Raw genomic sequence first — 26,579 nt, forward strand, 5'->3', positions numbered from 1 at the left:
ATTGGTGGAGTCTTCATTAATGGTTCGCCGGCCCGCCGGCGCCCCGCCCTACGCTCCGCCCATGCGCCGAACAGCAGCAGCACTCGCGACCGCCCTGACCGCCGGCCTGGCAGCCGGCGCGCAGCCGGCCGCCGCGGCGGAGCCGCCGCCCACCTGCGGCACACCCGCCGACCACCAGATCGCCGACGTCCAGGGCGACGGGGAGGCGAGCCCCCTGGCCGGGCGGACCGTCCGGGTCGAGGGCGTCGTCACCGCGGACTTCCAGCGGCCCGACCAGCTCAAGGGCTTCTTCGTCCAGGACCCGACGCCCGACCGTGATCCGCGTACGTCCGACGGGCTCTTCGTCTACTCCACCGAGGAGGTCGCGGTCGGCGACCGGGTCCTCGTGACCGGCAAGGCCGTCGAGTTCAACGGGCTCACCGAACTGTCGCCGGTCTCGGCCGTGGACGTGTGCGGGAAGGGGCGGATCGCGCCGACCCCCGTCCGGCTCCCGCTGCGCGGCGGCGCGACCCTGGAGCGGTACGAGGGCATGCTGCTGCGGTTCGGGCAGCGCCTCACCGCCACCGAGGTCTACACGCTCGGACGGTACGGCGAGGTCACCGTCTCCGCCGGGGGCCGGCTCTTCCAGCCGACCGACGGGCACGGCTCCACGCAGGCGGGCAACGACGCGCGCAAGCTGCTCGTCGACGACGCGTCGAACGTCCAGAACCCGGACACGATCCCGTACACCGACCCGCGCGTCCTGCGGATCGGCGACTCGGCCGCCGGGCTCACCGGCGTCCTCGACTACGGGTTCGGCGAGTACCGGCTCGAACCCACCGAGACGGCGCACTTCGCGAACACGAACCGGCAGCCGAAGAAGCCGCGGCACGTCGGCGGCGACGTGCGCGTGGCCAGTTTCAACACGCTGAACTGGTTCACGACGCTGAACCGGCGCGGCGCCGACACCGCGGAGGAGCAGGAGCGCCAGCTCGCCAAGCTGACCGCCGCGCTCAAGGGCCTGAACGCCGACGTCGTCGGGCTCATGGAGGTCGAGAACAACGGCGACACGGCGGTGAAGGCCATCGTCGACCGGCTGAACCAGGAGACCGGCGCCGGGACGTACGCGTGGGTGCGGCACCCGTACCCGGGCGCGGACGAGATCCACGTCGCCCTCATCTACAAGCCGGCGAAGGTCGTGCCGGCCGGCGCGGCGACCTCGTCGCAGGACCCGGTCTTCGACCGGCCGCCGCTGGTGCAGACGTTCCGGCCCGCCGCCGGCGGGACGGCGTTCACGATGATCGTGAACCACTTCAAGTCGAAGGGCTGCGGCGACGCCACCGGCCCCGACGAGGACCAGGGCGACGGGCAGGGCTGCTACAACGCGCGCCGCGTCGAGCAGGCCGAGGCGATCCGGGCGATCGCGGACGGCGTCGTCAACCCCCTCGTCGTCGGCGACCTCAACGCCTACACCGCCGAGGACCCGGTGAAGGTGCTCACCGCCGCCGGGCTCGTCTCGCAGACCCGGCGGTTCGTCCGTCCCGCCGACCGGTACAGCTACGTGTTCGACGGGCAGTCGGGCGAACTGGACCACGCCCTCGCCGGACGGTCCCTGTCGCGGCGCGTGACCGGCGCGACGATCTGGCACATCAACAGCGACGAGCCGGTGTTCCTCGACTACAACACCGAGTTCAACCCGCCGGAGTTCTACCGGCCGGACGCGTTCCGCTCGTCCGACCACGACCCCGTCCTGCTGGGTCTGAACCTGCGCTGACGCCCGTCGGGCCGGCCGCCCGGAAAGAGGCGGCCGGCCCCTCGCGCGGGGCGGACACGAAGCGTATGATCCGGGTCACATTTCTAGAGATCGGTGCGCTGAGATGACCGAAACCGCCCCCGCGGCACCCGCCCCCTCGCTCGCCTTCGGCATCGGTCCCGACGGGACGTACACCCTGGCGGGGCAGATCGCCGCCTTCGTCCTCGGCCTTCTCACGACGTTCGTGTTCCTGCCGCTGGTCGTGGTCGCCGCGCTCCTCTACACCCGCGCAGAGACCCGGTTCGCCGAGGACCCGGCGCGGGCGCGCACGCTCGTGAACTGGTCGTGGCTCTGCATCACGCTCCCCCTCCTGCTCGCCGTCGTCGCGTTCAACGCCGCCTGGTTCCTGATGCGCTGAGTCCCCGGCGCGGCCGGTCCCGGGGCGGCGGCGGGAAGACGACCGCCGCCCGGCGGGTTGGCACAGGGTATGAGCGTGCGCTTCTCCGTCCTCGACCTCGCCCCCGTCGTCAGCGGCTCCACGTCCGGCCAGGCCCTGCGCAACACCCTCGACCTGGCCCGGCACGCCGAACGCCTCGGCTACCACCGGTACTGGCTCGCCGAGCACCACGCGATGCCCGGCATCGCCAGCTCCGCGACGGCCGTGCTGATCGGGCAGGTCGCGGCGGCCACGTCCCGGATGCGGGTCGGGTCCGGCGGGGTCATGCTGCCGAACCACGCGCCGATGGTGATCGCCGAGCAGTTCGGGACCCTTGAGGCGCTCTACCCGGGGCGCATCGACCTCGGCCTCGGCCGCGCGCCGGGCACCGACCAGGCGACGGCGCGGGCGCTGCGCCGCTCCCCGGACGCGCTGTCGGCGGACGACTTCCCCGAGCAGGTCATCGAGCTGCGCGGCTACTTCGGCGCGGACAGCAAGGTCACGCCCGCCGCCGGGAACGAGCCGCCGATCTGGCTGCTCGGCTCCAGCGGCTACAGCGCCCGCCTCGCCGGGCTGCTCGGGATGCCGTTCGCGTTCGCGCACCACTTCAGCGCCGAGAACACCGTGCCCGCGCTGGCGCTCTACCGCGACTCGTTCCGCCCGGGCGCGCTGGAGGAGCCGTACTCGATGATCGGCGTGTCGGTGACGGCGGCCGCCTCCGACGAGCGGGCGCGCGAGCTGGCGGCCCCGCAGGCGCTGGCGTTCCTGCGGCTGCGGCAGGGCCGCCCGGGGCCGCTGCCGACGCCGGAGGAGACCGCCGCGCACCCGTACACGCCGCTGGAGCGGCAGATGATCGACGCGCGGCTCGCCGACCAGGTGATGGGCGGGCCGGAGACCGTCCGCAAGCAGCTGGACGCGCTGATCGAGCGCACCGCGGTGGACGAGGTCATGGCCGTCACGCAGGTCTTCGACCACGCCGACCGGCTGAGGTCCTACGAGATCCTCGCCGGCCTCTACCCGGAGAGCTTCCCGGCCTAGACCCCGCCGGCCCCGCGCGGGGCCGGCGGTTCCCGGTCCGGGCGGATCAGCCCTCGAAAGCCTCGGCAAGGATGTCCAGGCCCTCGTTCAGCAGGTCCTCGGGGATGACGAGCGGCGGCAGGAAGCGCAGCACGTTCCCGTACGTGCCGGTCGTCAGGACGAGCAGGCCGCGCTCGTGGCAGCGCCGCGCGACCCGCGCGGTCAGCTCGGGATCGGGCTCCTTGGTGCCCTCCCGCACCAGCTCGATCGCGATCATGGCGCCGCGGCCGCGGACGTCCCCGATCGCCGGGTGCCTGCCGGCGAGGTCGCGCAGCCGGGGCAGCATGATCTCGCCGATGCGGCGGGCCCGCTCGGTGAGCTTGCCCTCCTCGATCTCCTCCAGGACGGCGAGCGCCGCCGCGCAGGCGAGCGGGTTGCCGCCGTAGGTGCCGCCGAGGCCGCCGCCGTGCACCTTGTCCATGATGGCGGCGCGCCCGGTGACGGCGGCCAGCGGCAGCCCGCCCGCGATGCCCTTCGCGGTCGCGACGAGGTCGGGGACGACGCCCTCGTGCTCGCAGGCGAACATGTCGCCGGTGCGGGCGAAGCCGGTCTGCACCTCGTCGGCGACGAACAGGATGCCGTTCGCGCGGGCGAACTCCGCGAGCGCGGGCAGGAACCCGGGCGCCGGCTCGATGAACCCGCCCTCGCCCTGGATCGGCTCGATCAGCAGCGCCGCCACGTTCGTCGCGCCGATCTCCTTGGTGATCCGGCCGATGACCTGCGCCGCGGCCTCCGGCCCGCAGTTCTCCGGGCCGGTGGGCCAGCGGAACGGGTACGCCAGCGGCATCCGGTACACCTCGGGCGCGTACGGGCCGAACCCGTGCTTGTACGGCATGTTCTTCGCCGTCAGCGTCATGGTCAGCAGCGTCCGGCCGTGGTAGCCGTGCTCGAACACCACGACCGCCTGCCGCCCCGTCGCGTACCGGGCGATCTTGACCGCGTTCTCCACCGCCTCCGCGCCGCTGTTCACCAGGAACGACCGCTTCTCGTGGTCGCCGGGCGTGATCCGGTTGAGGTTCTCGCACACCGCGACGTACGACTCGTACGGCGCCACCATGAAGCAGGTGTGCGTGAACCGGTCGGCCTGCTCCTTCACCCGCGCGGCGACCCGCGGGTTCGCGTTGCCGACGTTCGTGACCGCGATGCCCGAACCGAAGTCGATCAGCGAGTTGCCGTCCACGTCGACGACCACGCCGCCGTCGGCGTCCGTCACGTAGACGGGCAGGACGCTGCCGACGCCCGGCGGCACCGCCGCGGTACGCCGTTCTTGCAGCTCCCGGGAGCGCGGCCCGGGGATCTCGGTGACGACGCGGCGTTCCTGCGGCAGGCGGGAAGTGCTGGAGTCTCGGCTGGTCATGGCCTGAACATAAGCCGGGCGCCGCCTACGATGAACCGTACGCGGCGGCGAAAACCGCCTCGCGAGATGGACACTTTGCACAGGGATTGCGATGCCGCCCACCCTGGCCGCCGTGGCGGCCCTCCCCCAGCTCGGCCTGCGGTCGCGCACCGGCCCGCTGCCGGACGCGCCCGTCGTGTGGGTCGCGGTCAGCGAGCTGGAGGACCCGACCCCGTTCCTGGAGGGCGGCGAGCTCGTCCTCACCACCGGCATGCGGCTCACGCCGGCGAACGCCGCCGCGTACGTGTCGCGCCTGGTGGGGCGCGGCGTCGCCGGGCTCGGGTTCGCGGTGGGCGTCATCCACGACGACGTCCCGCCCGAGCTGCTCGCGGCGGCGCGCGGCCAGGGGCTCGTGCTGCTGGAGGTGCCGCGCCCGACGCCGTTCATCGCCATCGGCAAGGCCGTGTCGCGGATGCTGGCCGCCGAGTGGTACGAGGACGTCACCCGCGCGTTCCAGGCCCAGCGGGAGCTGACCCGCGCCGCGCTCACCGGCACCGGCGCCCTCGTCGCCCGGCTGGCGCGGCTGCTCGGCGGGTGGGCGCTGCTGCTGGACGCGTCCGGGGACGTCCGGCACGCCGAGCCCGCGAGCGCCCGGGGCCGCGCCGCGGAGCTGGCGCCCGAGCTGGCGCGGCTGCGCCGCCGCCCCGCCGCGAGCGCCTCGCTGGCCCTCCCGGACGGCCACATCGCGGTGCAGCGGCTCGGGGTCGGCGGGCCGCCGCGCGGGTTCCTCGCCGTCGGGACGGACGCGCCGCTCCCGCCCGCCGCGCACACGATCGTCGGCGCGGCCGTCGCGTTGCTGACGCTGCACACGGAGACGCCGCGCACGGGCCGCGACCTGCGGGCCTCGCTCGCCGCGCTGCTGCTCGGCCGCCCGGACGCGGGGCCGCTCGTGCCGGACGGGCCGGTCCGCGTGCTGGCCTGCGCGGGCGGGGCGGCCGTGCTGGACGCGCTGGACTCCGAACCAGTCGGGGCGCGCTGCCTCGCGCTTCCGCTGGACGGGCGCACCGCGGTGATCGTCCCGGACGAGCCGGCCGGCGCGGTCGAGGCGCTGCTCGCCGGGACCGGCCCGATCGGCGTGAGCGCTCCGGCGGCCGGCGACCTGGCGGCCGCGCTGCGGCAGGCGGAGGAGGCGCTCGCCGCCGCCGAGCGGACGAACCGGGACGTGCTCCACTACACCGACCTTCCCGGGCAGGGCGTGCTCGGCCTGCTCGACCCCGGGATCGCGCACGCCTTCGCCGACACGCTTCTCGCACCGCTCCGCGAGGAGGACCTGGTCGAGACCGTCCGGGCGTACGTCGCGGCCAACGGGCAGGGAGAGGCGGCGGCGCGGGCGCTCGGCGTCCACCGGCACACGCTCCGCGCGCGGATGCGCAAGGCCGCGGAACTCCTGGGGCGCGACCCCGACGACCCGGCCGTCCGCGCCGAACTGTGGATCGCGCTCGCCGTCGCGTCCAATCAGGGCGGCCGGATTGGACACCGTGGAGACTCGAAATCGGGCGCGCCGCGACTAGCGTGAACGGTATGAACGTGACCCCATTCTGGCTGGCCGGCCGGCCCGAGACCGGCGACGGTGAGCTGACCGTTGCGCATCCCTACGACGGCCGCGTGGTCGGGACGGCGGCCGTCCCGACGCCCGCGCAGGTGGAGGAGGCGGTCGCCGCCGCGGACGCGGTCCGCCGGAAGGCCGCGGCGCTGCCCCTGCACGTGCGGGCCGAGGCGCTCGCGCACGTGTCCGCGCGGATCGCCGAGCGGGCCGAGGAGATCGCCCGGCTGATCACCGCGGAGAACGGCAAGCCGCTGCTGTGGGCGCGCGGCGAGGTGACCCGCGCGATCTCCACGTTCCGGTTCGCCGCCGAGGAGGCCCGCCGGTTCAGCGCCACCACGCAGCGGCTCGACACCGACCCGGCCGCCGAGGGCCGGATGGCCTACATCACCCGCGTGCCGAAGGGCCCGGTGCTCGGCATCTCGCCGTTCAACTTCCCGCTGAACCTCGCCGCGCACAAGATCGCCCCGGCGATCGCGGCGGGCACCCCGATCGTGCTGAAGCCGGCCCCCGCGACGCCGCTGTCCGCGCTCCTGCTGGGCGAGCTGCTCGCCGAGACCGACCTGCCCGCGGGGATGTTCTCCATCCTGCCGGTGCCGAACGACCGCGCGTCCGCCCTGGTGGACGACCCGCGCCTGCCGATCGTGTCGTTCACCGGCTCGGTCCCCGTCGGCTGGGCGATCAACGACCGGGCGCCGCGCAAGCACGTCACGCTCGAACTCGGCGGGAACGGCGCGGCCGTCGTGCTGCCGGACGCCGACCTCGACTGGGCCGCCAAGCGGATCGGGCTGTTCTCCAACTACCAGGCCGGGCAGAGCTGCATCGCCGTCCAGCGCGTCTACGTCGACCGCTCCGTCCACGACGAGTTCGTCCCGAAGCTGGTCGAGACGGTCGCGTCCCTCGTCACCGGCGACCCGTGGGACGACAAGACCCAGGTCGGCCCGCTCGTCAGCCAGGAGGCCGCCGAGCGCGTCGAAGCCTGGGTGGACGAGGCCGTCGCGGCGGGCGCGAAGGTCCTGACCGGCGGCACCCGCGAGGGCGCGGCGTACGCGCCCACGGTGCTGGCCGACGTCCCGCCCGACGCCAAGGTGTCCCGCGAGGAGGTGTTCGGGCCGGTCATGTTCGTCCAGCCCGTGGACGGCGTCGACGAGGCGTTCGCGCTGGTCAACGACTCCAAGTTCGGGCTGCAGGCGGGCGTGTTCACGCGCAGCCTCGACATCGCGTTCCGCGCGCACCGCGAGCTGGACGTCGGCGGCGTCGTGATCGGCGACGTCCCGTCCTACCGCGCCGACCAGATGCCGTACGGCGGCGTGAAGGACTCGGGCGTCGGCCGCGAGGGCCTGCGGTCGGCGATGGCCGACTACACCGAGGAGAAGGTCATGATCCTCACCGGCCTGCCCCTCTGACGCCCGCTAGCGGGGCCTTGCGTACAGCCCGGTGCGCAGGGCCCCGGCCGCCTCCGACAGCGCCTCCTGGAAGCGCCCGCCCAGCGACCACGTGTTCGCGAACCCGTGGATGAGGTCCTCCTGCCGGCGCAGCGCGACCCGCACCCCGGACTTCTCCAGCCGCTTCGCGAACTCCTCGCCCTCGTCCCGCAGCGGGTCGAAGCCCGCCGTGACCAGGTACGTCGCCGGGAACCCGCTGAGGTCGCCGGCGAGCAGCGGCGACGCCTTCACCTCGGCGCGCCGTTCCTCCGGGCAGTAGCGGTCGCCGAACCACGTCATGTCGTCGTCGGTCAGGTAGAACCCCTCGGCGAACAGGTCCCGCGACCTCCGCCGGGCGGACAGGTCGGTCGCCGGGTAGAACAGCAGCGCGAAGTCGGGCGTGCGCTCGGCCAGCAGCCCGACGACCGCCGCGAGGTTGCCGCCCGCGCTGTCGCCGCCGACCGCGACGGCCGCGGGGTCGGCGCCGAGCTCCGCCGCGTGCGCGACCGCGTAGGCGTAGGCCGCGAGCGCGTCGTCCGGCGCCGCCGGATACGGGTGCTCGGGGGCGAGCCGGTACTCGACCGTCAGCACCCGCACCTCGGCGTGCACCGCCAGATACCGGCAGACGGTGTCGTGCGTGTCGATGTCGCCGATGACCCAGCCGCCGCCGTGGTAGAAGACGAGCAGCGGCGACCCCTCGGGCAGGCCCTGCGGCGTGTAGAGCCGCGCCGGCACGCCGCCCGCGTCGACGTCCCGCGTCCGCACCGGCCGCCTGGGCCGCTTCGTCAGGTACACCTTCGACCTGGCGAGCCCGCGGCGCGCGTCCTCGACGGTGCCCCCGGCGAGCCTCCGCTCGCCCTCCAGCCGCATCATCAGGAGCAGCAGCTGCGCGTCCACCGACAGCTCCTGCCCGTCCCGGCGCACCGGCGGCCCGACGATCAGGCGCTTGACGGGCTCCGGCAGCGCGAAGACCCCTCGCAGCATCCGCCCCGCCACCGAGGGCGGCACCAGCTCGACCAAGGACGCCATGTGATCCTCCAAGCCCACGGGTTGCGCACACCGTACCCCTCAGTTGCCTCCGCGTCCCGCGCCGGGGGAGCCCGCCCGCGTCCGCCGCCGGTAGTACGCCACGGTCACGGCGCCGAGCAGCGGCCCCCACGCCACCAGCGGCAGGTAGGCGACGACCCCGAGAACGCCTTCCCAGCTCCCGAAATGTATGGGGAACCCGTCCGGCAACGGCCGCCCCTGGATCGTCTCCCTGAAGACCAGCACGTTGACGGTGGACACCGTCCACAACACGGTGAGGAACGCCGCACCCAGCGCCGCGGGTATCACCGCCGCCATGACCGGCACCCGCCGGCCCCGTACCCACGGCACCCACCGGGGGAACACCTCGCCCCACCGCGCGATCAACCCGACCGCGGTGAAGGCGGCCAACTCCGAGAAGACCGACAGCAGCACGACGTAGATCTCCATGGGGAACCAGCCCGGCAGGTCCCCCTGCGCGTCCGCCGACCCCAGGTCGCTCTCCCCGATGATCGGAAGATGGACGGCGAACGCCGCGATCCGCCACACCCCGGACGGCAGCACGGTGAACGGCACGGCCAAGGCCGCGATCCGCGCCCACCGCGGCACCCCCTCGACCGCCTCATGCGCCACGCGCCAGCCGCCCCGCAACCGCCCGAACGGCCTCGCGGCCACAGCACCAACGGTCATGCCTGCCTCCCTCATCGCGCACGTACGAACGCCACGATCACACCCGGGCACCGCCCTCCGAATCCCCCGCGGGCACCGCCCGCCTCCCCCGCGAGGGTGAATCCAGCAGGCTCAAATCCAGCGTGCTCAGGGGAAGCATCGGCTCAACGCCCCCGAAGTCCTCGCGGCGGCGGCGCGTCGCCTATGCCTTGCGGAGGAGGAGGTGGCCGGCCGGGGAGTGCTCGGTCTCCGTCGGGCGGCGCAGGAGGCGGGCGACTTCGGCCAGGCCGGTCCGGCGGGCGACGTCGGCGATGTGGTCGATCGGCCAGCGGTGGGCGCGGACGACCTTGTGGTCGAACGGGTCGGGGACGTCGCCGTCGGTCGACTGGAAGGCCAGGAGCAGGTGGCCGCCGGGGGCCAGGACGCGGTGGAGCTGGGCGAAGGCGTCCGGCAGCTCGGCCGGGTCCAGGTGGATGATCGAGTACCAGGCCAGGACGCCGGCCAGGGATGCGTCCGGGAACGCGAGCGCCTTCATGGTGCCCTCGGCGAAGCGCAGGTGCGGGTGGTCCGCGCGGGCCCTGGCGATCATGGCGGGCGACAGGTCGACGCCGGACGCGTCGAGGCCGAGCGCGTGCAGGCGCGCGGTCACCTGGCCGGGGCCGCAGCCCACGTCGGCGACCGGTCCGCGGCCCCGCACGAGGTCCGCGAACGCGGAGATCAGCGCGCGGTCGACGGGCAGGCCGTCGAGATGGTCGCGGAACATGTCGGCGTAGAGCCCGGCGACGGCGTCGTAGGCGGCTCGCGTGGCGGCATCGGTCATGGGCTCCGACGGTAGCGGGCCTGGCGGGCGGCGGGCCCGGTCGGCGCGAGGCCGGACAGGCCGGCCTCGATCGCGGCGGCGGCGCGGCGGCAGAACGCCTCGGGCTCGTCGGCGGCGTCCGGACGCTCGTCCACCAGGGCGTCCGCGATGCCGGCGCGGAGCAGGTCGGCGGAGCGAACGCCCTGGGACGCGGCCATCTCGGCCGCGCGGGACGGGGTCCGGTGGACGATCACCGACGCGCCCTCCGGCGGGAGCGGGGACAGCCAGCCGTGCCGGGCCACCAGGACGCGGTCGGCGGGCAGCAGCGCCAGCGCCGCGCCGCCGGTGCCCTCGCCGAGGAGGAGGCAGAGCGTCGGCGCGGACAGCGTGATCAGGTCGGCGAGGCAGCGGGCGATCTCGCCGGCCAGGCCGCGCTCCTCGGCCTCGGCGGACAGCACGGCGCCGGGCGTGTCGACCACGGTGACCAGCGGCAGGCCGAGCTGGGCGGCCAGCCGCATCCCGCGCCGCGCGACGCGCAGGCCGGCCGGGCCGAGCGGACGGCCGTCGCGCTGGCTGGCGCGGTCCTGGCCGACGAGGACGCAGGGCGCCGCGCCGAACCGGGCGAGGGCGAGCTCCAGGCCGGGGTCGGCCTCCCCCTGGCCGGTGCCCGACAGCAGGGTCACGTCGGCGGCCCCGTACCGGAGCAGCTCGCGGACGCCCGGACGGTCCCGGCGGCGGGACCGCTCGATCGACTCCCAGGCCGTCCCGCCGGGCGCCGCCCCCGAAGGCAGGGGCGCCGGCGCCGCGGGCGGCCGCCCGCACAGGACGCTCAGCGCCCGCGACGCGGCCTCGGCGAGGTCGTCGATGGCGACCACGGCGTCCAGCAGACCCTTGGCCGCGAGGTTCTCGGCCACCTGCACGCCCGGCGGGAACGGCTCCCCGTAGAGGCCCTCGTACACGCGCGGGCCCAGGAAGCCGATCAGCGCGCCCGGCTCGGCGGCCGTCACGTGGCCGAGCGACCCCCACGACGCGAACACCCCGCCGGTCGTGGGGTGCCGCAGGTAGACCAGGTACGGCAGCCCGGCGGCGCGGTGCGCGGCGACCGCCGCCGTTATCCGGGCCATCTGGACGAACGCCGCCGTCCCCTCCTGCATGCGCGTGCCGCCCGAACACGGCGCGGCCAGCAGCGGGAGCCGCTCGGCGGTGGCGCGCTCGACGGCCGCGACGATCCGGTCGGCGGTGGCGAGGCCGATCGAGCCGGCGAGGAAGCGGAACTCCGACACGACGAACGCGACGCGGCGGCCCCGCAGCAGCCCCTCGCCGGTGAGGACGGCCTCGTCGCAGCCGCTGCGCTCCCGGGCCGCGGCCAGATCCCGGCCGTAGGAGGACGAAGGCTCTTCCGCCGGCGGCTCGTCCCAGGACGTCCAGGCGCCGCCGTCCAGCACGCGGCGCAGCAGTTCCCGCGCCCCGACCCGTTCCGTCACGCGGCCCCTTCCCTCGGTCTTCCCAGCATGATGGCCGCAAGCGGGGCCCTCCCGGCAGCCGGGGGTGGACACTGGGAGGAACCCGGCAGAAGGGAAGCGCACATGTCCGAGGAGATCTGTTTCGCGTCCGCCCGGGAGCTGGCCCGCAGGATCCGCGCCCGCGAGCTGTCGGCGCGCGAGGTCCTGCAGGCGCATCTCGACCGGATCGAGCGGACGAACCCGCAGGTCAACGCCATCGTCACGCTCGTCGCGGAGCAGGCGGCCGAGCAGGCGCGGCAGGCCGACGAGCGGCTCGCCGCCGGGGAGCCGCCGGGCCCCCTGCACGGCCTGCCCGTCGCGCACAAGGACACGCACGCCACGAAGGGCATCCGCACGACGTCCGGCTCGCCGATCTTCGCCGACCACGTGCCGGACGAGGACGAACTGGTCATCGAACGGATCCGCGCCGCCGGCGCCGTCACGCTCGGCAAGACGAACGTGCCGGAGTTCGCCGCCGGGTCGCACACGTTCAACCCGGTCTTCGGCCTGACCCGCAACCCCTACGACCTCTCCCGGTCGGCGGGCGGCAGCAGCGGCGGCGCGGCCGCGGCGCTGGCGTGCGGGATGCATCCGCTCGCGGACGGCAGCGACATGGGCGGGTCGCTGCGCAACCCCGCCTCGTTCTGCAACGTCGTCGGGTTCCGCCCGTCCCCCGGGCGGGTGCCGTCCTGGCCGGTGCCGGCGGGCTGGGCGACGCTCGGCGTGCAGGGCCCGATGGCCCGCGAGGTCGCGGACGCGGCGCTGCTGCTGTCCGTGCTGGCCGGTCCCGACCCGCGCAGCCCCATCGCGCTGGAGACGCCCGGCTCGGTGTTCGCCGGGCCGCTCGACCGCGACCTGCGCGGGCTGCGCGTCGCCTGGTCCCCCGACCTCGGCGGGGCGGTCCCGGTCGACCCGGCCGTCACCGGTGTCCTCGAACCGGCCGTCAAGGTGTTCGAGGAGCTGGGCTGCGGGGTCGAGGAGGCGTGCCCCGACCTGGCCGGCGCCGACGAAGTGTTCCGGACGCTGCGCGCCTGGCACTGGGACATCGCCCTCCGCCCCCTGCTGGACGAGCGCCCCGGCGACTTCAAGCGGTCCCTCGCCGAGAACATCGAGGCGGGCCGGTCCCTCACCGGCGCCGACCTCGGGCGGGCCGAGGTCCTGCACACCGCGCTGTTCCACCGCGTCCGGAAGTTCTTCGAGCGGTACGACGCGCTGCTCCTGCCGGTCAGCCAGGTGCCGCCGTTCGACGCCGGCGCCGAGTACCCGGACGAGGTCGCCGGGCAGCCCATGCACGACTACCTGGAGTGGATGCGCTCCTGCTTCCTCGTGTCGGCGACCGGGTGCCCCGCCCTGTCGGTCCCGGCCGGGTTCACCTCGGGCGGCCTGCCGATCGGGCTGCAGATCGTCGGCCCCCACCACGCCGACCTCGCCGTCCTGCAGATCGGGCACGCGTTCGAGCAGGCCACCCGGCACGCGGCGCGCCGTCCGCCGGTCGCCGCGGGCTAGCCCGCACCCGCCGCCTAGCGCGGGTGGAGCGGGAGGCGCAGAACGAACCGGGCGCCCTCGTCGGTCTCCGCGGCGACGAGCGTCCCGCCGTGCGCGCGGGCGATGTCGCGGGAGATGGTCAGGCCGAGCCCGGTGCCGGCGGCGTCCCGCGCCCGGCCCTCGGGGAGCCGCTGGAACCGCCAGAAGATGCGCTCGCGGTCCTCGGGCGCGATGCCCGAGCCGTCGTCGCGGACCTCCAGCACGGCGTCCGGCCCGTCCTCCGCCACCGTCACCCAGACCCGCGACGCCGCGTGCCGCTCGGCGTTGTCCAGCAGGTTCGTCAGCACCCGCGCCAGATGGTGCGGGGTGGCCCGCACCGTGACGCCCGCCGCCGCGTCGACCTCGACGGGGACGCGGCGGGCGCGCCGGCTCGCCTCCGCACGCGCCAGCTCGCCGAGGTCGACGCGCTCCCGGTCGACGTGCACGCCGGCGCCCAGCCTCGCCAGGATGAGCAGGTCGCTGACGATCCCCTGCAGCCGGTCGGCGTCGCCGAGCGCGGCCCGCGCGACCGCCGGCCAGTCCTCGTCCTCCGGATGCTCCAGCGCGACCTCCAGCTGGGCGCGCAGCCCGGTCAGCGGGCTGCGCAGCTCGTGCGTGACGTCCGCGACGAACGCGCGCTGCCGGCCGAGGACCTCCGCCAGCCGGTCCAGCGTCACGTTCACCGACTCGGCCAGGTCGGACACCTCGTCGTTCGGGCCGGGGACGGTGACCCGGCGGTCCGACTCGCCGCCGGTGATCTCCGCCAGCTGGGCGCTCATCACCCGCACCGGCCGCAGCGCCCGCCGCACCGACAGCGACACGATCCAGCCGACCCCGGCCGTCGCGATCAGCGCCATCGCCACGAGCAGGCTGATGAAGGCGCCCTTGTACCGCGTGAACTCGTTGATGGCCGCGCCGGCGTACAGGATCCGGACGCCCTCGCGGGTGTTCACCCTCTCCGAGACGAGGTAGACGTCGGCCTTCCCCGGAACCCGCACCGTGCGGTACTCCGGCCTGCCCGGCACCTTCGGCTCGGGCACGGCCAGCGGCCCGCGCCCGGACAGCGCCTCGCTCGACGCCAGCACGCCGCCCTGCCCGTCGACGACCTGCAACAGGGTGAAGTCGGGGTCCTGGACGTGCAGTATCCCGCGCGGGTCGGTCTCCTGGACGATCGTGACCAGATCGGTCATGACGAGGCCGCCCCGGTCGTGCAGCCCGTTCAACACCGTCTCCCGGACGACCTGGTAGAACAGCAGGACGCCGACCACGAGGAGCAGGCCGACGAGAAGGGTCGCGGCGGCGGTCACGCGGGTCCGCACCGACCAGCATGACGGCGACAGCAAGTCCCCGAAGATCCGCACCCGGGCGATCCTCCCCCTCTGCGCACGGCGCCCCGGGGGGAAGACGCAGAGAGGGTTGTTCCTGGTGGGGCGTCCGCGAAACCTCGCCGGAGGCGCGGACCGGCGCCCGCGCGGACGGCGCCTCCCACCCCTAGGGGAGCCGCCCGCACGGGCACCGCCCTCGGTGCCGCCGGAGGCCGCCGGCCCCCGCGCCGAGGAGGAACGCGGAGGGGACCGGGCCGTCCCGCCGGACGCTCTCCACGATGCACCGCCCCGATGCCCGCGGTGCTAAATCCGCGTGACGAATACGTTTCCGCACTTCTCTGCAGATCCCGCCCATAATCTGCCGCCGAACGGGGATGGACGGACGGGAGAGAACCGAGGGAGCCAGGAACGCCGCATGGACGGAGACATCAGGCCGCTCGAACCGGCCGACCCGCGCCAGGTCGCCGGGCACACGCTCCTCGGCCGGCTCGGGTCGGGCGGCATGGGGACGGTCTACCTCGGCGCCGACCCGGTGTCCGGGGGCCGCGTCGCGGTGAAGACGATCCATCCGCACCTGGCCGGCGACCCCGTCTACCGCCGCCGGTTCAAGGACGAGGCGCACCTCGCGAGCCGGGTGGCGTCGTTCTGCACCGCGCGGGTCCTCGCGCACGGCGAGGAGGACGGCCGCCCCTACCTGGTCACCGACTACGTCGGCGGCGTCTCGCTGCAGGACCGGCTCGCCGCCGAGGGCCCGCTGCCGCCCGCCGACCTGCACGGCGTCGCCGTCGGCGTCGCGTCCGCGCTCGCCGCGATCCACGCCGCGGGGCTCGTGCACCGCGACCTGAAGCCCGCCAACGTGATGCTCACGCTGTCCGGCTGCCGCGTCATCGACTTCGGCATCGCCAGCGGCCAGGACGCCGCCGCCGGCACCGACGCGTCCGGGAAGGTACTCGGCACGCCCGGCTGGATGGCGCCGGAGCTGCTCACCGGCGGCCGCGCGACCCCGGCCGCCGACATCTTCGCCTGGGGCTGCCTCATCGCCCACGCGGGGACGGGCCAGATGCCGATCGGCGGCGACCCGGCGACGCTCCGCACCGGGGAGCCCGAGCTGTCCCGGCTGCCGGAGCCGCTGGTGCCCGCGGTCCGGTCCGCGCTCGCCCCGGACCCCGCCGACCGTCCCACCGCGTGCGACCTGCTGCTCGCGCTCGTCGAGCAGCCGCAGTCCCGGCCGCACGTCGGCGGCTGGCCGGAGGCCGACCCGGCGCCGCGGCCGCGGCGCGCCGCCGCGCCGCCGCCGTCCGGCCGTCCCGCCTGGGAGGAGACCGAGACCCGGGCGTTCACGCCGCCCGACATGAACGGTCCGGGCGGTCCGGGCGGTCTGGGCGGGCCGGGCGGTCTGGGGGGCGCGCTGTCGTTCACCCGGGCGCGGCTGCTGGCGGGCGTCGGCGCCGCCGCCGGGACGGTCCTGATCGGCGCCATCATCGCCGGGCTCACGCAGGGCAGGAGCGCGGCGCCCGCGGCGCCGTCCGCGCCGCTCGCGCCGTCCCCGACGGCGTCGGCGACGCCGCCGAAGCGGGCGAGCGCCGTCAAGCCGGGCGCGGCCAAGCGCCCGCCGGGGAAGGCGCACAGGCCGAAGCACACGAAACACAAGCCGAAGCACGGCAAGCACCCGAAGCACGGCGGGCACAAGGGCGGGCACAAGCGCGGCTGAGCCGCCGCCGGACGGTCAGGTGCGCCAGATCAGCACGAGGGCGCAGTCGTCGTCGCGGGCCGCCGCCATCGTCTCGACCAGTTCCCGCGCGCCGCGGCCGAAGCCCTGCGGGACGAGCCGCTCCGCCTCGCCGAGCAGCCGGTCGATCCCCGCGTCCAGGTCGCTGCCGGGGGACTCCACCAGCCCGTCGGTGTAGAGCAGGAGGGCGTCGCCGGGCCGGAGCTTCCCGCGCTCGGGGACGCAGTTCAGGTCGGGCACCACGCCGAGCACCACGCCCTTGGCGGAGCTGACCTTCCACTCCCCGCTGCCCGCGTCGAACTGGACGGCCGGGGGATGCCCGGCCGACTCGACCGTGTACTCCCCCGACGCCAGGTCGACGACGACGTGCACGGCGGTGACGAACCCCTCGTCCCACCGCTGGCGCTGCAGGTAGCCGTTGCAGGCGGGCAGGAACCGGTCGGCCTGGACCGATCCAAGAAGCCCGCCGAACGCGCCCGACAGCATCAGCGCGCGGGTCCCCGCGTCGGTGCCCTTCCCGGAGACGTCGACGAGCGCGACCTCCAGCGTGTCGCCGTCGCAGTGCGACACCACGAAGTCGCCGCCGAAGGACGACCCGCCGGCCTGCAGCATCACGACCTGCGAGCCCCAGCCGTCCGGCAGCGCCGGCATCTCGCCCTGCCGCCGCAGCCGGTCGCGCAGCTCCAGCAGCATCGAGTCGCCGCGCAGCCCCTGCACGCCGAGCTGCTGCCGCGTCCTCGCCAGGGTCAGCGCGAGCACCGCGGTGATGGTCAGCGTGGCGATCATGCCGGGGCCGATCGCGGCGGCGTCCTGCCAGCCGTTGTAGGCGGCCATCGCGACCACGACGCCGAGCAGCGCGACGAGGCTGCGCACCTTGAGCAGCAGCCCGCCGCCGAGCACGATCAGCACGAGCGCGCCGGACGGGGCCAGGCCGCGCGAGTCGCTGGTGGTGGCGAGCCCGATCGCGATCGCGAGGATCGCGAGCACCGCGAAGACGTTCCGCTCCCGGGTCAGCTTCCCCTGCCTCGCCCACCGGTACAGCGCCACGAGCAGGGGGATCCTGCGCAGCACGGCCCGCACTCGCGGCGGAAGGAGCTGCACCAGTCGTTGAAGCATGACCCAGGCACTGTATCGAGCAATCACCCCTGCTGGTCGCCATCCGGGGACCCGGTGACTCTTTGCAACGGTCCAGCTCCGTTTCCCATGGGTATGTGTCACCGGAGAGACATCTGGTCCCGCGGTGAGAGGAGACGGTGCATGGTCCAGCCCGGCATGCGGATCACGGTGGACGCGGCGATGCGCGCGCGGGACGTGTCGCGCCTCCGGCCCGAGGGCGAGGAGCCGCCGGCCGCGGGGCCGGGTCCGGCCAAGGCCGCCGAACCGGCGAAGCGGACGAAGGCCGCCAAGAACGAGCGCCGCCGCCAGGGCAAGCGCGGCGCCGCCGCCCGCAGGACGCCGCAGAACGGCCTGTGACCCGGCGCCGCGCCCGGCGGCGCCGCGCCCGGCCCCGGTCGCGGCCCCGGTGCGGGAAGCGTCCGGCCTAGTGCGGGAGCGGCGGGAGGTCGCCGGTGCGCTCGTACTCGCTGAGCATCTCGATCCGGCGGGTGTGGCGCGGTTCCCCGGAGTAGGGCGTCCCGAGGAACAGCTCGACGAACCGGGTCGCGGCGGCCAGGTCGTGCTGGCGGGCGCCCAGCGCGATGACGTTGGCGTCGTTGTGCTCGCGGGCGAGCTTCGCGGTGTCCTCGTTCCAGACCAGCGCGGCCCGCACCCCCTTGACCTTGTTGGCCGCGATCGCCTCGCCGTTGCCGGAACCGCCGACGACGATGCCGAGCGTCCCCGGCTCGTCGGCCGTGCGCTGAGCGGCCCGCAGGACGAACGGCGGGTAGTCGTCCGCGGCGTCGTACTCGAACGCGCCGCAGTCGACGGCCTCGTGCCCGTTCTCCTTCAGCCAGGAGACCAGGTGCTCCTTCAGCTCGAAGCCGGCATGGTCGGTTCCAAGAAACACGCGCATGCGGCGATTCTCGCAGGGCGGCGGCCGCCGCTCGCGCGGGGGTCGGGTCGCCGCGCTGGGGCGCCGCGCCGCCCGGTCAGCCGTCCTCGGCGTCCCGCTTGCGGTCGACGATGGTCCGGTCGGCGAGGTTGAGGTCGTCGTCCGACGCGTCCTTGGGCGCGTCCTTGGGCGCGTCCTCCGGCGTCTCCTCGGGGGCGTCCTGCTTCGCCTCGCCCGGCGTCTCCGGGGCCGCCGGGGGCGCCTGCTCGGCGGGCGGCGCGGACGGCTGCTGCGGGACGGACGGCTGCTGCGGCGCGGGAGCGGCCCCGTACTGCTGCGGCGCGCCCGGCTGCTGGGGAACGCTCGGCTGCTGGGGAACGCCCGGCTGCTGCTGCGGGTACTGCTGCTGCGGGTACTGCTGCTGCGGGTACTGCTGCTGGGGCACGCCGCCCCAGGGCTGCTGCGGCTGCCCCTGCGGCGGCACGTACGGCTGCTGCATCGGCTGCTGCATCGGCTGCTGCGCCATCGGCTGCCCGTAGGGCTGCTGCATCGGCATGCCCTGCTGCGGCATGCCCTGCTGCTGCGGCGCGTACTGCCCGGGCTGCTGCCCGAACTGCTGCTGCGGGGTCGCCGCGGTGCGGCGCGTGACGATGTACCCCAGCAGCATGCCGATCCCCGCGAGCCAGCCGTAGAGGAACCCGAAGGACACCCCCGAGGGGATCGAGAGGAGCAGACTGGGGCCGCCGCTGTCGGGGATGTCGAGCGCCCACTTCGACAGGACGCCCCGGACGAGGCCGGCGACGCCGCCCGCGATCGCCGTCGCCCACCAGCCGGTCACGACCACGCCGAGCGCGCCGCGCTCCGGGTCGAGGGCGCGGGCGCCCGCCACCGCGAGCAGGATCAGCAGGACGAAGAACAGCACCGTGCTGACGTCGAGCGCGACGGTGAACTTCCAGTCGATGTCGCCGCCGGTCACCCGCCATCTCGGGAACAGCAGCCAGGACACGAGGGGCGCGATGCCCCTGCCGTTCTGGAAGTCACCGGATTTGTTGATCGCATCGGCCACCCACTGGTTGCCCAGCAGGATCGAGATGAGGGCGATGGGAACCACCGCGCCGCCCGCCATGACCAGCATCCGCCGCATCGTCATGGCGGGCAGGGTAGTGGGGATCGCTCTCCGCCGGTAGGGCGGGAGCTACCCCGCGTAGGCGGTGCCGGCCGCGGCCGGGAAGCGGAAGCCGGGGTCGACCTGCGTCTCCAGGTCTTCGCCGGCCGCGCGGCTGGCCCATTTGCGCGCGTTCTTCACGTGGAACTCGACGGCCTGCCGCTGGAACTTGTCCCAGTCTTTGGGGCGCCCGTCGACCTCGGCGAGCATGCGGTCGAGGGCGGCGGTGGCGCCCTCCTCCAGCGGGACGCCGTGCCGGCCCTGCTCCAGCGCCCGGACGGCGGCGGACTGCCCGACCCACGTCAGCAGGTCGCCGCCGACGTGCTCGCGCAGGTAGGCGACGTCCTCCTCGCTCTGGACCTTGTTGCCGACGACGCGGATCGCGACGTCGTAGTCGCTGGCGTACTCGGTGTACTGCCGGTAGACGCCGACGCCCTTGCGGGTGGGCTCGGCGACCAGGAACATCAGGTCGAACCGCGTGAACAGCCCGGACGCGAACGTGTCGGCGCCGGCGGTCATGTCGACGACGACGTACTCGCCGGGCCCGTCGACGAGGTGGTTGAGGTAGAGCTCGACCGCGCCGGTCTTGGAGTGGTAGCAGGCCACGCCGAGGTCGTCGTCGTTGAACGGGCCGGTGGCGAGCAGCGTGATGCCGTCGACCTCCTGCCCGGCCTCGTGGAAGGGGTCGTCGCCGCGGAACCGCAGCAGCCGCGAGCCGGCGCCGGGCGGGGTCGTCTTGACCATCGCGGCCGCGGACGGGATGCGCGGGTTGTCGCCGCGCAGGTGCTCCTTGATCTCGGTGAGCCGGTCGCCGAGCGCGGGGATCTTCGCGGCGCGCGCCTCGTCCAGGCCGAGCGCGACGCCGAGGTGCTGGTTGATGTCGGCGTCGATGGCGACCACCGGCAGCCCGCGCCCGGCCAGGTGCCGGGCGAACAGCGACGAGAGCGTGGTCTTGCCGCTGCCGCCCTTGCCGACGAACGCAACCTTCACGAATGCCTCATTTCGGATATGAAAACCGTTACCAGTGTCGGGATCCGAGTGTCGCGGAGGCGGCGCGGCGAGGCAAGCGGAACGGCCGAAGAGCCGCGATTCAGCGGACGGCGGCGGCCGGGTCGAACCCGAACGGCAGCTCCAGCCGGTGCGCGGCCAGCAGGCCGGCGTCCATGAGCAGGTCCCTGGTGGGGCGGTCCGCCGCGATGACGCCGCCGGAGAGGATCACCGAGCGCGGGCACAGCTCCGCCGCGTACGGGAGGTCGTGCGTGACCATCAGGACGGTCACGTCCAGGCCCAGCAGGATCTCGGCCAGCTCGCGGCGGCTCGCCGGGTCCAGGTTCGAGGACGGCTCGTCCAGCACCAGGATCTCCGGCTCCATGGCCAGGACGGTGGCGACGGCGACGCGGCGGCGCTGCCCGAAGCTGAGGTGCTGCGGCGGCCGGTCGGCGACGTGCGCCATGCCGACGCGGTCCAGCGCGTCCATGACCCGGCGGTCGAGTTCGGCGCCGCGCATGCCGAGGTTGGCGGGCCCGAACGCGACGTCCTCGCGGACGGTCGGCATGAACAGCTGGTCGTCGGGGTCCTGGAAGACGATGCCGACGCGGCGGCGGATCTCCCGCAGGGCCTTCCTGTCCCCGGGGTCGACCGCGAGGCCGCCGACCCTGACCTCGCCCAGGCCGCCGTGCAGGATGCCGTTCAGGTGCAGGACGAGCGTCGTCTTCCCGGCGCCGTTCGGCCCGAGCAGCGCGACGCGCTCGCCGCGCCCGATCGTCAGGTCGACGCCGAAGAGGGCCTGCGTGCCGTCCGGATACGCGTACGCGAGGCCCCTCACTTCCAGCGACGGAGTCATGGCGCCGTCCAAGCGGCCAGTGCCACGAGGGCGGCGGCGCAGGGCAGCGCGGCGGCGGCCGTCCACTGCGCGGCGGTGGCGCCGACGTCGTGCACCGGCGGCATGCGCCCGTCGTAGCCGCGGCTCACCATGGCCAGGTGGACGCGCTCGCCGCGCTCGTAGGAGCGCAGGAACAGCGCGCCGACCGACTTGGCCAGCACGCCGGTAGCGCGGATGTCGCGCGCCTCGAACCCGCGGGAGGCGCGCGCCACCTTCATCCGGTGCAGCTCCGCCGCGACGACGTCGCCGTACCGCAGCATGAACGTGGCGATCTGCGTGATGAGCTGCGGCATCCGCAGCCGCTCGATGCCGAGCAGCAGCAGCCGCGGCTCGGTGGTCGCGGCCAGCAGGATCGACGCGACGACGCCGAGCGTCCCCTTGGCGAGGATGTTCCAGGCGCCCCACAGCCCGCTCTCGCTCAGCCGCAGCCCGAGCACCGTGATCTTCTCTCCTTCCGCGACGAACGGCAGCAGGAACGCGAACGCGACGAAGGGGACCTCGATGACGACGCGCCGCGCCACCGTCCGGAACGGGATCCGCGCGGCCGCCGCGACGGCCGCGAGCAGCAGCGCGTAGACGCCGAACGCCCAGATCCGCTCCCGCGGCGTGGCGACGACCAGCAGCACGAACGCCAGGACGGCGACGAGCTTGCACTGCGGCGGCAGCCGGTGCACCGGCGACGCGCCCGGCACGTGGAGCCGGTGCGCGTGACCCGCGCCCATCAGCCCTTCCGCGCCGGCTCGGACGGCGCCCGCTCGGTCCGCTCATCCTGCTCGCCGGCCGCGTCCCGGTGGGGACCGCGCCGGCGGACGCCCCAGAACAGCGCGCCGCCGACGAGGAGGACCGCGCCGACGCCGATCACTCCGGACAGCCCGCCGGACAGCCGCGTGTTCTCGATGCCCTTGACCCCGTAGTCGCCGAACGGGGAGTCCTTGAGCGAGTGGTCCTTCTCCTTGGCGCTGATGCCCTTGTCCGCGGCGACCTTCTCCAGCCCGTCGGGGTCACCGGACGCGTAGTGGCTGACGACCCCGGCGAGAACGAACGAGACGAGAAGGAACCCGATGAAGAAGCGCTTGGTGGTCATGTGCGTCCCCCTCTCAGACCCTTGTCGGCTCGGTGCCCGCGTTCCGCGCGGCGGCGGTGCGCAGCTCCGGCGGCTTCATCAGGCCGCGCGCACCGTGCACGAGGTCGGGACGGACGGCCAGCACGCTCGACACGGTCACCGCGGTGATCAGCGCCTCGCCGATGCCGATCAGCACGTGCACGCCGATCATCGCGGTGGCGACCTTGGCGATCGACACGTCCGCCGTCCCGCCGACCGCGTATATGGCCGTGAACGCGACCGCCGCGGCGGGCACCGACACGACCGCGGCCGCGAACGACGCCGCGGACACCGACGCCTTCGTCCTGGGCAGGACCCGCAGCAGGAGCCGGAAGAGCCCGTACCCGACGACCACCGTGACGAGCGCCATCGTGGTGATGTTGACGCCGAGCGCGGTGAGGCCGCCGTCCGCGAACAGGAGCGCCTGCAGGAGCAGGACGACCGAGACGCACAGGATGCCGGTGTACGGCCCGACGAGGATCGCCGCAAGCGTCCCGCCGAGCAGGTGCCCGCTCGTCCCGGACGCGACCGGGAAGTTCAGCATCTGCGCGGCGAACACGAAGGCGGCGGTCAGCCCGGCGAGCGGCGCGGTGCGGTCGTCCAGCTCCCGCCGGGCTCCGCGCAGCGCGATACCGACCCCGGCCACCGCGACCGCGCCGGCCGCGATGGACACCGGGGCGTCGATGAATCCATCCGGTACGTGCACGCCATCACCCTCCCTGCCCGTTTTCACCAGCGAGACCAGTTTGGCGGCACATGGCTAGTAGTTGCAACATGCTCGCAATAGCAAGTCATATGTGGCTTGCGGGTGAGTGCACACGGCACGACCGCTCGATTACGCGCCGCGCTTCCCCTGCTGCTCAGTCGAAAATGGGATCCCTCGTCCGGGTCCGCTTCAGCTCGAAGAAGCCGTCCGTGCTCGCGACGGCGCGGACGCCGTCCCAGAGCTTGACCGCCGCCTCGCCGCGCGGGATCGGCGTCACGACGGGGCCGAAGAAGGCGCTGCCCTCGACCTCGATGACCGGGGTGCCGACTTCCTGGCCGACGCGGTCGATGCCGTCCTTGTGGGACGCGCGCAGCGCCTCGTCGTAGGCGGTGGAGTCGGCGGCGTCCGCGAGCGCCGGGTCGAGGCCGGCGGCGGTGAGCGCGGCCTCGTAGTAGGGGCGGCCGAACTTCTGCTTCTCGTGGTGGCGGCGGATGCCGAGTTCGGTGTAGAGGCGGCCGAGCACCTCCGGCCCGTACTTCTGCTCGGCGGCGATGCAGACGCGCACCGGTCCCCAGGCGCCCTCAAGGCCGCGCCGGTACTCCTCGGGGATGTCCTTGTCCTCGTTGAGCACGGCGAGGCTCATCACGTGCCAGCGCACCTCGATCGGGCGCTGCTTCTCCACTTCCAGGATCCAGCGGGACGTGATCCACGCCCAGGGACAAAGAGGGTCGAACCAGAAGTCCACGGGGGTGCGCTCGGTCTCAGTCAACGTCGCCTCCTAGAGCGTGAAACGGGTGCCTTAGAGCGACAACCGGGTCGCGCCCCTTCCGATTCCCCGGACGGAGAGGCCGTCGAAGCCCGTCCCTAAGGCCGTGGCGGACGGACCCGGACGGCGTCCGGTTGGTAGACATGACTTCACCAAGTGAATGAGCGACCAAGGAGTACATGTGGCAGGCAACCTCACGCGCGACGAGGCGCGGGAACGCGCCCGGCTGCTCAACGTCGAGTCCTACACGGTCGAACTTGACCTCACCCAGGGCGCTGAGCGTTTCGGATCCACCACCGTGGTGAGGTTCGGCAGCACCGAGGCGGGCGCGGACACGTTCGTCGACCTGCACGGCGCCGTCGTGCGGGAGGCGACGCTGAACGGCAAGGCCCTGGCCCCCTCCACCTATGACGCGGACAAGGGGCGCCTCCCGCTGCCCGGCCTGGCCGCGGAGAACGAGCTCCGGGTCGTGGCCGACTGCGAGTACTCGCGGTCCGGTGAGGGCCTGCACCGGTTCGTGGACCCGGTTGACGACAGCGTGTACCTGTACACGCAGTTCGAGACCGCCGACGCGCACCGCATGTACACCTGCTTCGACCAGCCCGACCTGAAGGCCACCTTCGAGTTCACCGTGAAGGCGCCGGAGGAGTGGGAGGTCGTCACCAACGAGCCGGCCGAGTCCGCCGGCGGCGGTACGTGGCACTTCATGCCGACCCCGCAGATCTCCACCTACATCACCGCGCTCATCGCGGGGCCGTACCACGTCGTCCGGGACGAGTACCGCCGCGACGACGGCACCGTCATCCCGCTCGGCGTGTACTGCCGCGCCTCGCTCGCCGAGCACCTCGACACGCCCGCGATCGTGGACGTGACCCGCCAGGGCTTCGCCTACTTCGAGAAGGTCTTCGGCCGCCCTTACCCGTTCACCAAGTACGACCAGCTGTTCGTCCCCGAGTTCAACGCGGGCGCCATGGAGAACGCGGGCGCCGTCACGTTCCTGGAGGACTACGTCTTCCGGTCGCGGGTCACCGACGCCGCCTACGAGCGGCGCGCTGAGACGATCCTGCACGAGATGGCGCACATGTGGTTCGGCGACCTCGTCACCATGCGCTGGTGGGACGACCTGTGGCTCAACGAGTCGTTCGCCACCTACATGAGCGTCCTGTGCCAGGCCGAGGCCACCAAGTGGAAGGGCTCCTGGACGACGTTCGCGAACCTGGAGAAGGCGTGGGCGTACCGGCAGGACCAGCTGCCGTCCACGCACCCGATCTCCGCCGACATCCCCGACATCCGCGCGGTCGAGGTGAACTTCGACGGCATCACCTACGCCAAGGGCGCGTCCGTCCTGAAGCAGCTCGTGGCCTATGTCGGCCTCGACAACTTCCTGGAGGGCGTGCGGCGGTACTTCGACCGGCACGCGTGGGGCAACACCGTCCTGACCGACCTGCTGGGAGCGCTGGAGGAGACGTCCGGCCGCGACCTGGCGTCGTGGTCGAAGGAGTGGCTGGAGACGGCCGGCGTCAACACGATGCGGCCCGAGTACGAGGTGGACGCCGACGGGAACTTCACATCGTTCGCCGTCCTGCAGGAGGCCAAGACCGACTACCCGACGCTGCGTTCGCACCGCCTCGCCATCGGGCTGTACGACCTGACCGGCGACGGGCTCGTCCGCCGCGAGCGGGTCGAGCTGGACGTCGTCGGCGCGCGCACCGAGGTCCCGCAGCTCACCGGGAAGAAGCGCCCCGACCTCGTCCTGGTGAACGACGACGACCTCACCTACGCCAAGATCCGGCTGGACGAGCACTCGCAGAAGACGCTGATCGAGCACATCGGCGACATCAGGGAGAGCCTGCCGCGCGCGCTGTGCTGGTCGGCGGCGTGGGACATGACGCGCGACGCCGAGATGGCCACCCGCGACTACGTCCGGCTCGTCGCGAAGGGCATCCGCGGCGTCACCGACATCTCGGTCACGCAGACGCTGCTCCGGCAGGCGCGCACCGCCGTCCAGCAGTACGCGGACCCGGCGTGGCGCGAGGAGGGCCTCACCCTGCTCGCCGACACGCTGCTGGAACTGGCCCGCGAGGCCGAGCCCGGCTCGGACCTCCAGCTTGCCTACACGCAGGCGTTCACCGCGTCGGCGGTGACCGACGAGCACCTGGCGTTCGTCCAGGGCCTGCTGGACGGCTCGCAGACGCTCGACGGCCTCACCGTCGACACCGACCTGCGCTGGACGCTGCTGCGCCGCCTCGTCGTCACCGGCCGGGCCGGCGAGGCCGAGATCGACGCCGAGCACGAGCGGGACTGCACCGCCGCCGGCGAGCGGCACGCCGCCGCCTGCAAGGCCGCGATCCCGACCGCGGAGGCGAAGGCGGCCGCGTGGGAGCGGATCGTGTCCGGCGACCTGCCGAACGCCGTCTACCGGTCGACGCTGAGCGGCTTCGTCGAGCCCGACCAGGTCGACCTGCTGCGCCCCTACGTCGACCGGTACTTCGCCGAGGTCGGCCGGGTGTGGAAGGAGTGGACGAGCGACATGTCGCAGACGTTCGCCGAGGTCGCCTACCCGTTCCTGGTGATCGAGCAGTCCACGATCGACCGCACCGACTCCTACATCGCCGAGAACGACCCGCCGGCCGCCCTCACCCGGCTGCTGTCGGAGGGCCGCGACGGCGTCGCCCGCGCGCTGCGCGCCCGCGCGAAGGACGCCGCCTCCGCCTGACGCCCGGCGGGGACCCGCCCGGGAACCCGGCACTGTCCAGGAACCCCGTGGCCGTGCAACGATCGCATGG

24 protein-coding genes are annotated in these 26,579 nt (G+C 74.0%); 9 read left to right on the top strand and 15 right to left on the bottom strand.

Going from position 1 to position 26,579, the window contains the following annotated elements:
• The first annotated feature begins 61 nt into the window (after positions 1-61).
• From ABTW95_RS19915 to ABTW95_RS19925, 3 genes are all read left to right on the top strand, one after another.
• Positions 62-1,753, top strand: coding sequence for an ExeM/NucH family extracellular endonuclease (locus ABTW95_RS19915; protein WP_500227050.1), 1,692 nt, complete (start codon positions 62-64; stop codon positions 1,751-1,753).
• A 103-nt stretch (positions 1,754-1,856) separates the two neighbouring features.
• Entirely contained in the window at positions 1,857-2,150 is a 294-nt protein-coding gene (locus ABTW95_RS19920) for a hypothetical protein (RefSeq protein ID WP_396445054.1), read from the top strand.
• Positions 2,151-2,219: 69 nt separating this feature from the next.
• Positions 2,220-3,206: an LLM class flavin-dependent oxidoreductase gene (locus tag ABTW95_RS19925; protein WP_500227051.1), complete on the top strand. Its 987-nt coding sequence runs from the start codon at positions 2,220-2,222 to the stop codon at positions 3,204-3,206.
• Positions 3,207-3,252: 46 nt separating this feature from the next.
• On the opposite strand, the gene gabT is transcribed toward ABTW95_RS19925, so the two are convergent.
• Positions 3,253-4,602 (bottom strand): 4-aminobutyrate--2-oxoglutarate transaminase, encoded by a 1,350-nt coding sequence (gene gabT, locus ABTW95_RS19930; protein ID WP_500227052.1) that lies wholly within the window; start codon positions 4,600-4,602, stop codon positions 3,253-3,255.
• A gap of 91 nt (positions 4,603-4,693) precedes the next feature.
• Between gabT and ABTW95_RS19935 the strand changes: the two genes are divergently transcribed.
• Both ABTW95_RS19935 and ABTW95_RS19940 read left to right on the top strand, forming a co-directional pair.
• Positions 4,694-6,157, top strand: a complete 1,464-nt coding sequence (locus tag ABTW95_RS19935) for a PucR family transcriptional regulator ligand-binding domain-containing protein (protein WP_500227053.1) — start codon at positions 4,694-4,696, stop codon at positions 6,155-6,157.
• A gap of 5 nt (positions 6,158-6,162) precedes the next feature.
• Positions 6,163-7,590 carry an aldehyde dehydrogenase family protein gene (locus ABTW95_RS19940; RefSeq protein ID WP_396445058.1) on the top strand — a complete coding sequence of 476 codons (1,428 nt, stop codon included), beginning with the start codon at positions 6,163-6,165 and terminating at the stop codon, positions 7,588-7,590.
• 6 nt (positions 7,591-7,596) lie between these two features.
• Here ABTW95_RS19940 and ABTW95_RS19945 read toward each other — a convergent pair whose 3' ends face one another.
• From ABTW95_RS19945 to ABTW95_RS19960, 4 genes are all read right to left on the bottom strand, one after another.
• On the bottom strand, positions 7,597-8,637 hold the full coding sequence (locus ABTW95_RS19945; RefSeq protein ID WP_396445059.1) for an alpha/beta hydrolase: 1,041 nt from the start codon (positions 8,635-8,637) through the stop codon (positions 7,597-7,599).
• 39 nt (positions 8,638-8,676) lie between these two features.
• A complete protein-coding gene (locus tag ABTW95_RS19950) occupies positions 8,677-9,324 on the bottom strand; it encodes a hypothetical protein (RefSeq protein WP_500227054.1) in 648 nt (215 codons plus the stop codon).
• A gap of 181 nt (positions 9,325-9,505) precedes the next feature.
• Complete coding sequence (locus tag ABTW95_RS19955; protein ID WP_500227055.1) at positions 9,506-10,123, bottom strand: class I SAM-dependent DNA methyltransferase; 618 nt, start codon at positions 10,121-10,123, stop codon at positions 9,506-9,508.
• A complete protein-coding gene (locus ABTW95_RS19960) occupies positions 10,120-11,586 on the bottom strand; it encodes a carboxyl transferase domain-containing protein (RefSeq protein WP_500227056.1) in 1,467 nt (488 codons plus the stop codon). Before ABTW95_RS19960 ends, ABTW95_RS19955 begins: the two co-directional genes overlap by 4 nt.
• Positions 11,587-11,688: 102 nt before the next feature.
• Between ABTW95_RS19960 and ABTW95_RS19965 the strand changes: the two genes are divergently transcribed.
• Positions 11,689-13,110, top strand: a complete 1,422-nt coding sequence (locus ABTW95_RS19965; protein WP_500227057.1) for an amidase — start codon at positions 11,689-11,691, stop codon at positions 13,108-13,110.
• 14 nt (positions 13,111-13,124) lie between these two features.
• Here ABTW95_RS19965 and ABTW95_RS19970 read toward each other — a convergent pair whose 3' ends face one another.
• Complete coding sequence (locus ABTW95_RS19970; protein ID WP_500227058.1) at positions 13,125-14,489, bottom strand: sensor histidine kinase; 1,365 nt, start codon at positions 14,487-14,489, stop codon at positions 13,125-13,127.
• A gap of 379 nt (positions 14,490-14,868) precedes the next feature.
• Here ABTW95_RS19970 and ABTW95_RS19975 point away from each other — a divergent pair, with 379 nt between their 5' ends.
• On the top strand, positions 14,869-16,164 hold the full coding sequence (locus ABTW95_RS19975; RefSeq protein WP_396445065.1) for a serine/threonine-protein kinase: 1,296 nt from the start codon (positions 14,869-14,871) through the stop codon (positions 16,162-16,164).
• Positions 16,165-16,179: 15 nt separating this feature from the next.
• Here the strand turns inward: ABTW95_RS19975 and ABTW95_RS19980 are convergent, their stop codons facing one another.
• Positions 16,180-17,298, bottom strand: coding sequence for a SpoIIE family protein phosphatase (locus ABTW95_RS19980; protein WP_396445066.1), 1,119 nt, complete (start codon positions 17,296-17,298; stop codon positions 16,180-16,182).
• Positions 17,299-17,439: 141 nt separating this feature from the next.
• Between ABTW95_RS19980 and ABTW95_RS19985 the strand changes: the two genes are divergently transcribed.
• Positions 17,440-17,655 carry a hypothetical protein gene (locus ABTW95_RS19985; protein ID WP_396445067.1) on the top strand — a complete coding sequence of 72 codons (216 nt, stop codon included), beginning with the start codon at positions 17,440-17,442 and terminating at the stop codon, positions 17,653-17,655.
• A gap of 67 nt (positions 17,656-17,722) precedes the next feature.
• Here ABTW95_RS19985 and ABTW95_RS19990 read toward each other — a convergent pair whose 3' ends face one another.
• The 8 genes from ABTW95_RS19990 to ABTW95_RS20025 all read right to left on the bottom strand — a co-directional run bounded on the left by ABTW95_RS19990 (position 17,723) and on the right by ABTW95_RS20025 (position 23,796).
• Positions 17,723-18,193 carry a ribose-5-phosphate isomerase gene (locus tag ABTW95_RS19990; protein WP_396445068.1) on the bottom strand — a complete coding sequence of 157 codons (471 nt, stop codon included), beginning with the start codon at positions 18,191-18,193 and terminating at the stop codon, positions 17,723-17,725.
• Between the two features lie 76 nt (positions 18,194-18,269).
• Positions 18,270-19,322, bottom strand: coding sequence for a hypothetical protein (locus ABTW95_RS19995; RefSeq protein ID WP_500227059.1), 1,053 nt, complete (start codon positions 19,320-19,322; stop codon positions 18,270-18,272).
• A gap of 45 nt (positions 19,323-19,367) precedes the next feature.
• Positions 19,368-20,327 (bottom strand): ATP-binding protein, encoded by a 960-nt coding sequence (locus ABTW95_RS20000; protein ID WP_396445070.1) that lies wholly within the window; start codon positions 20,325-20,327, stop codon positions 19,368-19,370.
• A 100-nt stretch (positions 20,328-20,427) separates the two neighbouring features.
• Positions 20,428-21,180, bottom strand: coding sequence for an energy-coupling factor ABC transporter ATP-binding protein (locus tag ABTW95_RS20005; RefSeq protein WP_396445071.1), 753 nt, complete (start codon positions 21,178-21,180; stop codon positions 20,428-20,430).
• Positions 21,177-21,941, bottom strand: a complete 765-nt coding sequence (gene cbiQ / locus ABTW95_RS20010) for a cobalt ECF transporter T component CbiQ (protein ID WP_396445072.1) — start codon at positions 21,939-21,941, stop codon at positions 21,177-21,179. Before cbiQ ends, ABTW95_RS20005 begins: the two co-directional genes overlap by 4 nt.
• A complete protein-coding gene (locus tag ABTW95_RS20015; protein WP_500227060.1) occupies positions 21,941-22,303 on the bottom strand; it encodes a PDGLE domain-containing protein in 363 nt (120 codons plus the stop codon). The genes cbiQ and ABTW95_RS20015 overlap by 1 nt, the downstream gene beginning before the upstream one ends.
• Positions 22,304-22,316: 13 nt before the next feature.
• On the bottom strand, positions 22,317-23,027 hold the full coding sequence (locus ABTW95_RS20020) for an energy-coupling factor ABC transporter permease (RefSeq protein WP_500227061.1): 711 nt from the start codon (positions 23,025-23,027) through the stop codon (positions 22,317-22,319).
• Positions 23,028-23,181: 154 nt separating this feature from the next.
• Entirely contained in the window at positions 23,182-23,796 is a 615-nt protein-coding gene (locus ABTW95_RS20025; RefSeq protein WP_396445075.1) for a mycothiol-dependent nitroreductase Rv2466c family protein, read from the bottom strand.
• 178 nt (positions 23,797-23,974) lie between these two features.
• On the opposite strand from ABTW95_RS20025, the gene pepN reads away from it, so the two are divergent.
• Positions 23,975-26,509: an aminopeptidase N gene (gene pepN / locus ABTW95_RS20030; protein WP_500227062.1), complete on the top strand. Its 2,535-nt coding sequence runs from the start codon at positions 23,975-23,977 to the stop codon at positions 26,507-26,509.
• Positions 26,510-26,579: the final 70 nt, after the last annotated feature.

Source organism: Spirillospora sp. NPDC127506 (assembly GCF_040302145.1).
GTDB lineage: Bacteria > Actinomycetota > Actinomycetes > Streptosporangiales > Streptosporangiaceae > Spirillospora.

Coding starts and splice junctions, on each gene's coding strand:
- ABTW95_RS19915 (WP_500227050.1), top strand. CDS start 62: ATGCGCCGAACAGCAGCAGCACTCGCGACCGCCCTGACCGCCGGCCTG.
- ABTW95_RS19920 (WP_396445054.1), top strand. CDS start 1,857: ATGACCGAAACCGCCCCCGCGGCACCCGCCCCCTCGCTCGCCTTCGGC.
- ABTW95_RS19925 (WP_500227051.1), top strand. CDS start 2,220: ATGAGCGTGCGCTTCTCCGTCCTCGACCTCGCCCCCGTCGTCAGCGGC.
- gabT (WP_500227052.1), bottom strand. CDS start 4,602: ATGACCAGCCGAGACTCCAGCACTTCCCGCCTGCCGCAGGAACGCCGC.
- ABTW95_RS19935 (WP_500227053.1), top strand. CDS start 4,694: ATGCCGCCCACCCTGGCCGCCGTGGCGGCCCTCCCCCAGCTCGGCCTG.
- ABTW95_RS19940 (WP_396445058.1), top strand. CDS start 6,163: ATGAACGTGACCCCATTCTGGCTGGCCGGCCGGCCCGAGACCGGCGAC.
- ABTW95_RS19945 (WP_396445059.1), bottom strand. CDS start 8,637: ATGGCGTCCTTGGTCGAGCTGGTGCCGCCCTCGGTGGCGGGGCGGATG.
- ABTW95_RS19950 (WP_500227054.1), bottom strand. CDS start 9,324: ATGACCGTTGGTGCTGTGGCCGCGAGGCCGTTCGGGCGGTTGCGGGGC.
- ABTW95_RS19955 (WP_500227055.1), bottom strand. CDS start 10,123: ATGACCGATGCCGCCACGCGAGCCGCCTACGACGCCGTCGCCGGGCTC.
- ABTW95_RS19965 (WP_500227057.1), top strand. CDS start 11,689: ATGTCCGAGGAGATCTGTTTCGCGTCCGCCCGGGAGCTGGCCCGCAGG.
- ABTW95_RS19975 (WP_396445065.1), top strand. CDS start 14,869: ATGGACGGAGACATCAGGCCGCTCGAACCGGCCGACCCGCGCCAGGTC.
- ABTW95_RS19980 (WP_396445066.1), bottom strand. CDS start 17,298: ATGCTTCAACGACTGGTGCAGCTCCTTCCGCCGCGAGTGCGGGCCGTG.
- ABTW95_RS19985 (WP_396445067.1), top strand. CDS start 17,440: ATGGTCCAGCCCGGCATGCGGATCACGGTGGACGCGGCGATGCGCGCG.
- ABTW95_RS19990 (WP_396445068.1), bottom strand. CDS start 18,193: ATGCGCGTGTTTCTTGGAACCGACCATGCCGGCTTCGAGCTGAAGGAG.
- ABTW95_RS19995 (WP_500227059.1), bottom strand. CDS start 19,322: ATGACGATGCGGCGGATGCTGGTCATGGCGGGCGGCGCGGTGGTTCCC.
- ABTW95_RS20005 (WP_396445071.1), bottom strand. CDS start 21,180: ATGACTCCGTCGCTGGAAGTGAGGGGCCTCGCGTACGCGTATCCGGAC.
- cbiQ (WP_396445072.1), bottom strand. CDS start 21,941: ATGGGCGCGGGTCACGCGCACCGGCTCCACGTGCCGGGCGCGTCGCCG.
- ABTW95_RS20015 (WP_500227060.1), bottom strand. CDS start 22,303: ATGACCACCAAGCGCTTCTTCATCGGGTTCCTTCTCGTCTCGTTCGTT.